The following is a 12,693-nucleotide window of genomic DNA, read 5'->3' on the forward strand; positions in this document are numbered from 1 at the left end:
AAGAAAAACGGCAGCGCCAGGCAGCGCTGCCGGAAGGCATTTGTTGTCGTTCTCAGCTGCCGTAGACGTCGAACGAGAAGTACTTGTCGTTGATTTCCTTGTATTTTCCGTTGGCGCGCAGCGCATCGATGGCCGCATTGAGCTTGTCGGCCAGTTCCTTGTTGCCCTTCTGCAGCGCGATGCCGACGCCGGGTCCATGAATGGCCGGATCGGCCGTCAGCGTTCCGAGCAGCTTGCAGCAGGCGCCGTCGGGCTTCTTCAGCCACTCCGTCAGGATGATCGAGCCATCCATCATCGCATCGAGGCGACCATTGGCCATGTCGGTGCGGGCATCGTCGCCGGTCGGATAGGCCTTGACGGTGGAGCCTGTGTATTTCTGCTCGGCGAATTTCTGGTGGATGGTCGCGGTCTGCACGCCGAGCGCCTTGCCTTTCAGGTCGTCCGGCGAAGTGCCTGCGATGGTCGAATCCTTCGGCACGGCGATGGCCGGCGGCGTCTGGTAGTATTTGTGGGTGAACTCGACCTTCTCGGCCCGCTCAGGCGTGATGGTGATGTTGATGATGGCGTCGAACTTGCCGGCCTGCAGCGCCGGTATGGAACCATCGAAATCCTGCACGCTGAACTCACACTCGGCCTTCATCTCGGCACACAGCGCCTTGCCGAGGTCGATGTCGAAGCCGCCCAAAGTGCCATCGGCACTGGCGTAGTTGAAGGGCGGATAGGCGCCTTCGGTGCCGATCCTGAGTTTCTTGTCCTGGGCGGAAGCACCCGTGGCCAGCGTAAGGGCGACGGAAGCGGCAAGCACGAAACGACCGAAAAGACGCATGTTCGAGATCCCCGTTGAGCGCGAGAAGTCTACGATCTTCCGGGCGTGCGGCGGAGACGGAAACGACATGCGCTGCGGCGATCGCGGCGTTGCAAGCAGTCGATCGGCGGCGCGTTAGCCGGCGCGCTGCTTGTCCGTCGCTCTTCTGTCAACGGTGAGTTCACCTGCCGACAGGACAACGCCGAATTTTTCACTGGCTTCCTGTGACGTGTAGTAACCCAGCGCCACGTCGCGCAGCACCTGCTCGGCATCGCGCTCGAATGGCTCGCCATAACCGCCACCACCCGGCGTGCCGACGCGCACGCGGTCGCCGGCCTTCAGGGCTATGTCCTGCTCCTTGGACAGATGCGGCGGCACATGTTCCTCGCCGTTGCGGAAGACGGTCACGGTGTTGACCGCGCCGTCCTTGCCACCGAGCGCACCTTGCGGGCCGAAGCGGCCATGATCCATGACGAAGGAGGCTCGCGCGTCGCCGCGCAGGATTTCGACCTCATAGGCGAGGCCGAAGCCACCGCGATGCTTGCCGGCGCCGCCGGAGCCCTCGCGCAAGGCGTAATGGCGGTAGAGCACCGGAAATGCCTGTTCCATGATCTCGACCGGTGGCGACTTGGAGATGCCGATGGTCGAGCAGCCATTGGTCAGCCCGTCATGGCCTGAATTGCCGCCATAGCCGCCACCGGAGATCTGGTACATGACGTAGTCGCGGCCGCGCGCCGGGTCGTTGCCGCCGAGCGCGAAATTGCCGCTGGAGCCGGCGGGCGCCGCCGTCACTTTCTCCGGCAACGCCTGCACCATCGCCGCGAACACCGCCTCGGCGATGCGCTGCGACACCTCGGCGGCGCAACCCGATACGGGGCGCGGATATTTGGCGTCGAGGAAAGTGCCCTCCGGCCGCTTGACGATCAGCGGCTCGAAGGCACCGGCACTGATCGGCACATCGGGGAAGATGTGGCGCATGGCGAGATAGACCGAGGACAAGGTGGTCGCCAGCACGCTGTTCATCGGCCCGGCGCAGGGCTTTGACGAGCCGGCGAAATCGAAGGTCAGCGTATCGCCTTGTTTCTCGACCGCGAGCGCGATGGTCAGCGGCTCGTTGACCACCCCGTCGGAATCGACAAACGCCTGGGAGCGGTAGGTGCCGTCTGGAATGGCCGCTATGTTGGCGCGCATCTGCTCGGCAGCGCGGCGACGCAGTTCGGCGATCGCCTCGACGACAGTTTCGTCACCGTAACGATCCAGGATTCCATTGAGCCTGTCCTGGCCGATCAGCAGTGCGGCAGCCTGGGCCCGGATATCGCCGATGCGCTGGTCGGCAACGCGGATGTTTGAGCAGATGATGGCGTAGATCTCGGGATCGAGCACGCCCTTCTTGAACAATTTGACCGGGGGCAGCCGCAGCCCTTCCTGCTCGACCGCGGTCGCCGAGGCTGAAAACCCGCCCGGCACCGAACCGCCAATGTCGGGCCAGTGGCCGGTGTTGGACAGCCAGCAGAAGATTTTTCCCGCCCGGTAGACCGGCATGACGAAGCGGACATCCATCAGATGCGTGCCGCCGAGATAGGGATCGTTGACAATGTAGATGTCGCCCGGCTCCGGGGCCAAGCAGCGGCCGTCGGCGATCATCTCGATCACCGTCCTGGTCGAATACTGCATGACGCCGACGAACACCGGCAGACCCTGGCTGCCTTGCGCGATCAGCGAGCCGTCGAGCGCCGAATAGATGCCGTCGGAGCGGTCGTTGGCCTCGGCGATCACAGGCGAGAAGGCGGCGCGCGAGAAGGTCAGGTCCATCTCGTCGCAGACCTGCTGCAGGGCCGCCTGGAGGACCGAAAGGGTGATGGCGTCGAGCTTTTGCATCTCAGGCCTCGCCGATATCGATGATGATGTTGCCGTCGGCGTCGCAGCGTGCGCGGTCGCCGGGTTCGAGCACGGTGGTGGCATCCATCTGTTCGAGGATCGCCGGGCCTTCGATGACCGCGTCGAGCGGCAGTTTTTCGCGCGCATACACCGGCGTGTCGTGCCAGCGGCCGGCATACCAGACCGGCCGGATTTCGCGCCGCGCCTCGTCGAGCGTTTTTTCGCGGCCTGCCGGGTCGATCAATCGGGAAAGATCTATCGCCGGGCGGACGCCGGTGACCGATGTGTTGAGGTTGACGAGGTTGGCTCGGATTTCCGGCAGCTCGACCTTGAAGCGGGCGAAATAGGCCTTTTCGAAAAGCTGCTGCAGCGTTGCCCGCGTCACCGATGACGACGGCAATGGCACATTGATGATGTGGGTCTGGCCGACGAACTGCATGTCGGCGGAGTGGGTGACACGGATCGTCTCCGGCTTCACCGCTTCCTTGCCGATCAGCTCCTCGCCTTCGTTTCGGTGCCGTTCCAATACATCGTGAAGCTGTGTTTCGTCGAGGACCGCCACCGGCTGGTTGATGGTGTTGACGAAGTCGTGGCGCAAATCGGCGACGACGCAGCCGAGCGCGTTGGTGATGCCAGGACGCGCCGGCACCAGCACCCGGGGCAAGCCGAGTTCGCGCGCCAGCGCGGTCGCATGCAGAGGCCCGGCGCCGCCAAAGGCAAACAGCGCGAAATCACGTGGGTCATGGCCGCGCGACACCGAGACCATGCGGATGGCGCCCGCCATCTTCATGTTGCCGAGCCGCAGCACCGCGCCCGCCGCCTCGACGCCGGACAGGCCAGTCGCCTTGCCGATCTTCTCCTCGAAGATGCCGGTGACGCGCTCTGATGTGACCGGGTTTTCGACCGCCAGCAGCTTCTTCGGCGCCAGCCGGCCGAGCACAAGATTGGCGTCGGTGATGGTCGGCTCCAGGCCGCCGCGCCCGTAGCAAATCGGCCCGGGATTGGCGCCGGCACTTTCCGGGCCGATCTGGATCAGGCCGGCCGCATCGACACGGGCGATCGAGCCGCCGCCGGCGCCGACCGTATGCACCGCCACCATCGGCACATGGATCGGCATCGCATATTCGATCTCGATCTCGTTCGAGACCGCCGGCTCTGCGTTGCGGATCAGCGCCACGTCGGTCGAGGTGCCGCCCATGTCGTAGGTGACGAGGTTTTCGAAGCCGGCGCGCTTTCCGGTATAGGCGGCGGCGATGACGCCCGAAGCCGGTCCCGACATGACCGTCTTGGCCGATTCACGTGTGACGAAGCGGGCCGATATCATGCCGCCATTGCCGTTCATGATCAGGAAGTCGCGAGCATAGCCTTTTACGCCCAATTCCTTGCGCAGCCGCTCGACATAGCGCTCGAGGATCGGCTGCACCGAGGCGTTGACCGAAGCGGTGACGCCGCGCTCGAACTCGCGCGCCTCCGACAGCAGCGCGTGGCCTGCCGTGATGTAGCCGTTCGGCCAGAGCTCGGCGGCGATTTCGGCCGCGCGCCGCTCATGTGCGGGGTTGGCGTAGGAATGCAGGAAATGGATGACGAGGGATTCGCAGCCGGCCGCGATCAGCGTCTTTACCGCGTCACGCATTTCGGCCTCGTCGAGCGGCGTGCGTATCGCGCCCGAAGCCTCGACACGCTCCGACACTTCGAGCCTGAGATTGCGCGGGATGATCGGCACGAAGCTGCCGGTCATGCCATAGGCCTGCGGCCGCGTCCGCCGGCCAAGCTCGATCACGTCGCGAAAGCCGCGCGTGGTGATCATGCCGGTTTTGGCCAGCCGGCGTTCCAGCACCGCATTGGTGGTGGTGGTCGTGCCATGCACGATGAGATCGATGCCGTCGATCGGAAATTCGGTGGCGCCCAATGCCGAAACGACGCCGAAGGCCTGGTTGTCGACCGTGGTCGGAGTCTTGGCTAGATACACCCGGCCACCGTCGCGTCCATCGATCAGGAGCAGGTCGGTGAAGGTGCCGCCGACATCGATACCGGCGACGACATTTCCCAGGGAATCGCGCGCTTGCGCCGAAATATTCTCTTTCATCGTCGAAACCCGAAATGCGCGGACTACGGATATGTGTCAGTTTGGAAAGGTGTTTTACGGTAGCGTCTTGACGCAAATATCGTTTGTATACTAATAAATTCCGGACACAAGAGCTTACCGCTTTGCAGTGTGCGAACAGCACGCCGGAACCTGAATGGTTCGGGCGCGCAGGTGAAGGTTTGGCGCCCGCGTCTATGAGTTGGCCCAGAAGGTTGGATTTGATGAACACCACATCCGCTCTCAACACCGTCGGCGCCCGCCCGCTGCAATTCCCGATTCCGGCCAATGTCTATGCCGAGACCGTCGTATCGGTGAAGCACTATACCGACCGGCTGTTCTCGTTCCGCATCACCCGTCCGCAGTCGCTGCGCTTCCGCTCCGGCGAGTTCGTCATGATCGGCCTGCCCAATGCCGAGAAGCCGGTGTACCGCGCCTATTCGGTGGCGAGCCCGGCCTGGGACGAGGAGCTGGAATTCTTCTCGATCAAGGTGCCGGATGGCCCACTGACCTCGGAACTGCAGAAGATCCAGGTCGGCGACACCGTCATCATGCGCCAGAAGTCGACCGGCACTCTGGTGGTCGACGCGCTGACGCCCGCCAAGCGGCTGTTCATGATCTCGACCGGCACCGGCATCGCGCCCTTCGCCAGCCTGCTGCGCGACCCCGACACCTACGAGAAATTCGATCAGCTGATCCTGACCCACACCTGCCGCGACAATGCCGAGCTGACCTACGGCCAGGAATTGGTGGCGGCGCTGGAAAGCGACCCGCTGATCGGCGAACTGACCGCCGGACGCGTCACGCTCTACAATTCGACGACCCGCGAGGAATCGGCATGCATGGGCCGCATCACCGCGCTGATCGGCTCCGGCAAGTTCTACAGCGATCTCGGCATCGACAAGCTCAACCCGGAAACCGACCGCATCATGATCTGCGGCTCGATGCATATGCTGAAGGACGTCAAGGAACTGGCCGAAAGCCTCGGTTTCGTGGAAGGCTCGCTGAGCCATCCGGCGACTTTTGTGGTCGAGCGCGCCTTCGTCGGCTGAGCCGGGCGCCAGCGCCCTCAAAATCCGCTTTTGACCGTACGGTCAAAAATTAGCTGCTTTCGCAGCCTTTTTCAGCTATGAGCGCCCTAAGGACTCGTGAAGCGTCAATTCACGGGCTATCTTCGTGCGTGTCGCCCAAAAATATCGAGCGGTTTTGGGAAAACGACGCGCACCAGGACATAAGCGCACGTCGCTGAATGAAAGGGCAGGAGATGAGCAGCACAATCCGCGAAGCCGATGTTGGCTCGTCCAAAGTGACGCCGCTGCCGGCGCGTGCCGCCGCCAACACCGCCGTCCCGCATGACCATCGCATTGCGCGCAACCCCGGCATGAAGCTCGATCTCGGCTTCATGGAATCGGTGCGCAGCGTCAATCGCTCGGCACTGGAACGGCGCGTCGCCAGCCTGACCAAGCGGCGCTCGATCAAGGCCGACAACCAGGCGGCCTGGCTGCTGCGCGCCGTTGCCTGCATGGATTTGACGACGCTGAATTCCAACGACACCGAAGAGCGCGTGCGCCGGCTCTGCGCCAAGGCGATCAACCCGTTCCGCCGCGACATCGTCGAGGGCCTCGGCATATCAGGCGAAACCATCCGGCCGGCCGCCGTTTGCGTCTATCATCCCTTCGTCGCCACCGCCGTCGACGCCGTGCGCGGCACCGGCATCCATGTCGCCGCCGTCTCCACCGCCTTTCCGCATGGTCTGGCACCCCTGTCGACCCGCCTGCAGGAGATCGAGGCCTCGGTCCGCGACGGCGCCGACGAGATCGATGTCGTCATTCCGCGCGGGCTGGTGTTCGGCGCCAAATGGCGGGAACTCTACAATGAGATTGTCTCGATGCGCGCAGCCTCCGGTGACGCGCATCTGAAGGTCATCCTCGGCACCGGCGACCTCGCCACGCTGCGCAACGTCATGCTGGCCTCGATGGTGGCGATGATGGCGGGCGCCGACTTCATCAAGACCTCGACCGGCAAGGAAAGCGTCAATGCGACGCTGCCCGTCGGCCTCGCCATGGTGCGCGCCATCAGGGCCTATTTCGAGGAGACCGGCTATCTCATCGGTTTCAAGCCGGCCGGTGGCATTTCCACGGCCAAGGTCTCGCTCGACTGGCTGGTGCTGATGAAAGAAGAACTCGGCCGGCCATGGCTGGAGCCGGAGCTGTTCCGCTTCGGCGCGTCGAGCCTTTTGACCGACATCGAGCGCCAGCTAGAGCACCATCTGACCGGACACTATTCGGCCAATCATCGCCACGCGATGGCTTGAGACATTTACCCCCACCCCGATCGGCCTTGCCGATCGACCCTCCCCACAAGGGGGAGGGTGAAGGAGGCACCTGATGAACATCCTCGACCGCTATCACGCCATGGAGTACGGCCCGGCGCCGGAAGCCCGCAACGAGGCCGACGCCTGGCTTGCCGCGCGCGATTTTTCCAAGGCGCTGTTCATCGGCGGCGACTGGAAAGCCGCGTCCGGCGGCAAGACCTTCGAGACCAGCGAGCCCTCCTCCGGCAAGCTGCTGGCCAAGGTCTCGGACGCCAATGCCGCCGACATCGACGCGGCGGTGACGGCGGCCACCAAGGCGCTGCCGAAATGGGGCGCCAGTTCCGGCTATGTCAGGGCAAAAGTGCTCTATGCCATCGGCCGCGCCATGCAGCGCCACCAGCGCCTGTTCGCGGTGCTGGAATCCATCGACAACGGCAAGCCGATCCGCGAAAGCCGCGACATCGACGTGCCGCTGGCGATCCGCCATTTCATCCACCATGCCGGCTGGGCGCAGGCGCTGGACCGGGATTTCCCTGGCGATAAGGGTGTCGGCGTCGTCGGCCAGATCATCCCGTGGAATTTCCCGCTGCTGATGCTGGCCTGGAAGATTGCGCCGGCGCTAGCCGCGGGCTGCACCCTCGTGCTGAAGCCAGCCGAGTTCACGCCGCTGACCGCGATCCTGTTCGCCGAGATCTGCGAGCGCGCCGGCGTGCCGAAAGGCGTCGTCAACATCGTCCAGGGCGGCCCTGAGGCGGGCGTAGCCATCGTCAACCATCCCGGCATCCAGAAGATCGCCTTCACCGGCTCTTCCGAGGTTGGCAAGATCATCCGGAAAGCCACTGCGGGGTCCGGGAAAAAACTGTCGCTGGAGCTCGGCGGCAAGTCGGCCTTCATCGTCTTCGAAGATGCCGATCTCGACAGCGCCGTCGAAGGCCTGGTCGACGGCATCTGGTTCAACCAGGGCCAGGTCTGCTGCGCCGGCTCGCGGCTGCTGGTGCAGGAAGGCATCGCCGATGCCTTGATCGCCAAGGTCAAGACGCGGATGAGCCGGCTGCGCGTCGGCAGCCCGCTGGACAAGAATACCGATATCGGCCCGCTGGTCGACTTGACACAGCTCGAGCGCGTCAAGGGCCTGGTCGCCGAGGGCGCGAGGCAAGGCGCTGTCTGCTGGCAGCCGGATGCGGCGCTGCCGTCCTCCGGCTACTACCATCTGCCGACGCTCGCCACCGGTGTTTCGCCGGCTAATATCTTGGCTCAGGAGGAAGTGTTCGGCCCGGTTCTGGCCACCATGACCTTCCGCAACACCGAGGAAGCGATCGAGCTTGCCAACAACACGCGCTATGGGCTGGCCGCCTCGGTGTGGAGCGAAAACGTCAATCTGGCCCTGCACGTCGCGCCGCAGCTGAAAGCTGGCGTCGTCTGGGTCAACGGCACCAACATGTTCGACGCCGCTTGTGGTTTTGGCGGCTATCGCGAGAGCGGCTTTGGCCGCGAAGGCGGTCGCGAGGGCATGTTTGAATATCTCACGGCGAAACTGCCGCTTGGCCCGGTCATCAAGCCGGCGACGCTCTCCGCACAGCCCGTCGAACAGGCCGATGGCTCGGCGATCGACCGCACGGCAAAGCTGTTCATCGGCGGCAAGCAGGTGCGCCCGGACGGCAATTACTCGCTGGCGGTCGCCACCGCCAAGGGCAGGCTTGCCGGCGAGGTTGGTCTCGGCAGCCGCAAGGATATCCGCGACGCCGTCTCTGCCGCCCGTGCCTGCAAAGCATGGCCGGAGGCGACCGCCTATAACCGCAGTCAGGTGCTTTACTATCTGGCCGAGAACCTTTCCGGTCGTGCAAGCGAGTTTGCCGCTCGCCTCGCAGAGTTGACCGGCGCCAGCGCCAAGGCCGCGCGCGAGGAGGTCGACCAGTCGATCGAGCGGCTTTTCCTCTATGCCGGCCTTGCCGACAAGTTCGAGGGCCGTGTCCACCAGCCGCCGGCGCGCGCCGTGACACTGGCACTGCATGAGCCGGTCGGCGTCGTCGGCATCGTCGCGCCTGATGCCTCGCCGCTGCTCGGCCTGATCTCGCTGATTGCACCCGCACTCGCGATGGGCAACACAGTGGTCGCTGTACCGTCCGAACGCTATCCGCTGCTGGCGACCGATCTCTATCAGGTCATCGAATATTCCGACGTTCCGGCCGGCGCCATCAACATCGTCACCGGCCGCAGCGCCGAACTTGCCGGCGTGCTGGCCAAGCATGACGATGTCGATGGGCTCTGGGTGTTCGCCGATGCGGAGACCTGCGCCAAGGCGGAAGCCGAGTCCATCGGCAACCTCAAGCGGGTCTGGAGCGGCAATGGCCGCGGCCTCGACTGGGCGTCCGACGAGGCTGCCGGCGACGCCTTCCTGCGCCGCGCCGTCGAGGTCAAGAATGTCTGGGTGCCCTACGGCGACTGAGACCGTACTGCGCCGTGATGGTGATCGTGTTCGGGCTTGACGCCCGGACAGATGTTCTTTAACGAGAAAAAACATCTTTATCAGTGAACCGGCAATGGCGCAGGCCGCACGATCACGCGTGACTGGCACATGACGCCTTGGCCAGCCGCAGGTAGATGCGGATGACCCAAGCGGACGAGGAGAACAGCATGGCGGATCTGGCAGGCAAGGTCGTTGTCGTCACGGCAGCGGCACAAGGCATCGGCAAGGCGAGCGCGCTGGCTTTCGCCAAGGCTGGCGCCGTGGTCCACGCCACCGACATCAACGAGACGCTTCTCGCTGAGCTCGCCAAGACGCCAGGGATCAAGACCCGCAAGCTGGACGTGCTCAACGACGAGGCGGTCAACGCCGGCTTTGCCGAGATCGGTGTCGTCGACGTGCTGTTCAACTGCGCCGGTTTCGTCCATTCCGGCTCGATCCTCGAGATGAAGGACGCCGATCTCGATTTCGCGCTGAACCTCAATGTGCGCGCCATGATCCGCACCAGCCGCGCCGTACTGCCCGGCATGCTCGAACGCGGCGACGGATCGATCATCAACATGGCCTCGCTGGCCAGTTCGACCAAGGGCGTGCCCAACCGCTTCGTCTACGGCCTGACCAAGGCGGCCGTCATCGGCCTGACCAAGGCGATCGCCGCCGACTATGTCGGCAAGGGCATACGCTGCAACGCTATCTGCCCCGGCACGGTCGAGAGCCCGTCGCTGCAGGACCGCATGCACGCGCAAGGCGACTATGACGCCGCCCGCGCCGCCTTCATCGCCCGCCAGCCGATGGGCCGGCTCGGCACGCCGGAGGAAATCGCCGATCTCGCCGTCTATCTGGCCGGCGCCACCTATACGTCCGGACAGGCCTATAATATCGACGGCGGCTGGTCGATCTGAACCAGGACGATCGGACCCCTTCCCGGCGTTTGCCAGGGATCGAAGAGTCTGAAAATCCCGCGCGCCGGTTATCCTGTATGGCGATCGCGCTTGTCCGCAATCAGGTCGATGGGTACGGTCCGCCGGTTCCGCGAAGGAGCAATCGCCTTGGTGGGAAGTTTGCAAAAGGCCACAAGGCCGCAATCAGGAGAAGGATTTTAGATGAAACTGCTGCGCTATGGCGAGGTGGGAAGCGAGCGCCCAGGTCTGCTCGATGCGGATGGCACGATTCGTGACCTCTCCGGCCACGTCACCGACATCGGCGGCAAGGCACTCGATCCGGCATCGCTGGCGGCACTGGCCAAGCTCGATCCCAAGTCGCTGCCGGCGGTTTCCGGCAGCCCGCGCCTCGGCGCCTGCGTTGCCGGCACCGGCAAGTTCATCTGCATAGGCCTCAACTATTCCGACCATGCCGCCGAAACGGGCGCCACCGTGCCGCCGGAGCCGATCATCTTCATGAAGGCAAGCTCGGCCATTGTCGGGCCGGATGACGACGTGCTGATCCCGCGCGGCTCGGAGAAGACCGACTGGGAAGTCGAGCTTGCCGTGGTCATCGGCAAAACGGCGAAATATGTCAGCGAAGCCGACGCACTCGACTATGTCGCCGGCTATAGCGTTGCCCACGACGTCTCCGAGCGCGCCTTCCAGGCAGAGCGGCAGGGCCAGTGGACCAAGGGCAAGTCCTGCGACACGTTCGGCCCGACCGGCCCGTGGCTGGTGACCAAGGACGAAGTGGCCGATCCGCAGAACCTCAAAATGTGGCTGACCGTCAACGGCAAGACGATGCAGAACGGCTCGACCAAGACCATGGTCTACGGCGTCAAGTATCTGGTTTCCTATCTCAGCCAGTTCATGTCGCTGCACCCCGGCGACATCATCTCCACCGGCACGCCGCCCGGCGTTGGGCTGGGCATGAAGCCGCCGGTGTTCCTGAAGGCCGGAGACGTGGTGGAGCTGGGCATCGAGGGCCTGGGGCAGCAGAAGCAGACGTTCAAGGCGGACGCCTAAGTACTACATTTCGGGGGTTAGCGCTGCCCCTCATCTGGCTGCCGCCATCTTCTCCCCGTTGAACGGGGAGAAGGACGCTGTCGTTGCTGCTTTCGCCAATCGCCGGCGCTGGAGCTATCTCCCTTCTCCCCGTCACTATACGGGGAGAAGGTGCCGGCAGGCGGATGAGGGGCAGCGCCAACCTATGTAGCGATACTACTTCAGCACCTTCCCATCCGCCCCAAACCGATAGGTCTTCGCCGGATCCGGCGTCGCATACAGCGTGGCACCCGGTTCGGCGTCATAGACACCGAAAATCCGCACCGTGATCAGCCCGGCCTTCTCGCAATCGAGATAGAGATTGGTGTCGGCGCCGAGATGCTCGGCATGGACCACCGTGCCCTTCCAGCTTCCCGACTTGGGATCGACCGTCAGATGCTCCGGCCGCACGCCGATGGTCTTGGCGGTTTCGCCGAGGCGGGCGCCGTCGACGAAATTCATCTTCGGCGAACCGATGAAGCCGGCGACGAACTCATTTGCCGGCGAATTGTAGAGCTCCATTGGTCCGCCGATCTGTTCGATCCGACCGGCATTCAGCACCACGATCTTGTCGGCCAGCGTCATTGCCTCGACCTGGTCGTGGGTGACGTAGATCATTGTCGCCTTCAGCCGGCGGTGCAGCTGCGCGATTTCCAGCCGCGTGTTGACGCGCAGTGCGGCGTCGAGGTTCGACAGTGGTTCATCGAACAGGAACAATTTAGGTTCGCGCACCACGGCGCGGCCGATGGCGACGCGCTGGCGCTGGCCGCCGGAAAGTTCGGCCGGCCGCCTTTCGAGATAGGGTTCCAGCGACAGCATCGACGAGGCGATGCCGATGCGCCGCTCGATCTCAGCCGCCGGCGTGCCGGCCTGCTTGAGGCCGAGACCCATATTGTTCTTCACCGTGAGATGCGGGTAGAGCGCGTAGGTCTGGAACACCATGGCAATGCCGCGCTTGGCCGGCGGCGTGGCGGAGACATCCGCGCCGTCGATCACCACCCGGCCCGAGGTCGAATCCTCCAGTCCGGCAATGACTCTGAGCAAGGTCGACTTGCCGCAGCCGGACGGGCCGACGAAGACGACGAATTCGCCATCAGTCACTTCGAGGTTGATGCCCTTCAGCACCTCGACCGGCCCGAAGGCCTTCTTCACGTTCTCGATGTTCAGCGAGCCCACGGCTTC

The 12,693-nt window shown here is 64.2% G+C and carries 9 protein-coding genes; 5 read left to right on the forward strand and 4 right to left on the reverse strand.

What is annotated here, in order from left to right; genetic code table 11:
* Window positions 1-52: 52 nt before the first annotated feature.
* From HB777_29075 to HB777_29085, 3 genes are all read right to left on the reverse strand, one after another.
* A complete protein-coding gene (locus HB777_29075) occupies window positions 53-826 on the reverse strand; it encodes an ABC transporter substrate-binding protein (protein QND67589.1) in 774 nt (257 codons plus the stop codon).
* A gap of 114 nt (window positions 827-940) precedes the next feature.
* On the reverse strand, window positions 941-2,683 hold the full coding sequence (locus HB777_29080) for a methylhydantoinase (GenBank protein QND67590.1): 1,743 nt from the start codon (window positions 2,681-2,683) through the stop codon (window positions 941-943).
* A 1-nt stretch (window position 2,684) separates the two neighbouring features.
* Window positions 2,685-4,769, reverse strand: a complete 2,085-nt coding sequence (locus HB777_29085) for a hydantoinase/oxoprolinase family protein (GenBank protein QND67591.1) — start codon at window positions 4,767-4,769, stop codon at window positions 2,685-2,687.
* A gap of 221 nt (window positions 4,770-4,990) precedes the next feature.
* On the opposite strand from HB777_29085, the gene HB777_29090 reads away from it, so the two are divergent.
* The 5 genes from HB777_29090 (at window position 4,991) to HB777_29110 (ending at window position 11,493) form a co-directional block, all read left to right on the forward strand.
* The gene (locus HB777_29090; protein ID QND67592.1) at window positions 4,991-5,818 is read left to right on the forward strand and encodes a ferredoxin--NADP reductase; all 828 of its coding nucleotides are present in this window, start codon (window positions 4,991-4,993) and stop codon (window positions 5,816-5,818) included.
* Window positions 5,819-6,030: 212 nt separating this feature from the next.
* Complete coding sequence (gene deoC / locus HB777_29095) at window positions 6,031-7,080, forward strand: deoxyribose-phosphate aldolase (GenBank protein ID QND67593.1); 1,050 nt, start codon at window positions 6,031-6,033, stop codon at window positions 7,078-7,080.
* A gap of 73 nt (window positions 7,081-7,153) precedes the next feature.
* Window positions 7,154-9,526 carry an aldehyde dehydrogenase family protein gene (locus HB777_29100; GenBank protein QND67594.1) on the forward strand — a complete coding sequence of 791 codons (2,373 nt, stop codon included), beginning with the start codon at window positions 7,154-7,156 and terminating at the stop codon, window positions 9,524-9,526.
* A 188-nt stretch (window positions 9,527-9,714) separates the two neighbouring features.
* Window positions 9,715-10,446: an SDR family oxidoreductase gene (locus HB777_29105; GenBank protein ID QND67595.1), complete on the forward strand. Its 732-nt coding sequence runs from the start codon at window positions 9,715-9,717 to the stop codon at window positions 10,444-10,446.
* Window positions 10,447-10,647: 201 nt separating this feature from the next.
* Window positions 10,648-11,493, forward strand: a complete 846-nt coding sequence (locus HB777_29110) for a fumarylacetoacetate hydrolase family protein (GenBank protein ID QND67596.1) — start codon at window positions 10,648-10,650, stop codon at window positions 11,491-11,493.
* A 195-nt stretch (window positions 11,494-11,688) separates the two neighbouring features.
* Here the strand turns inward: HB777_29110 and HB777_29115 are convergent, their stop codons facing one another.
* A complete protein-coding gene (locus tag HB777_29115) occupies window positions 11,689-12,687 on the reverse strand; it encodes an ABC transporter ATP-binding protein (GenBank protein ID QND67597.1) in 999 nt (332 codons plus the stop codon).
* Window positions 12,688-12,693 lie beyond the last annotated feature (6 nt).

Origin of the sequence: Mesorhizobium loti (assembly GCA_014189435.1) — a bacterium.
GTDB classification, from domain to species: Bacteria; Pseudomonadota; Alphaproteobacteria; order Rhizobiales; family Rhizobiaceae; genus Mesorhizobium; species Mesorhizobium loti_G.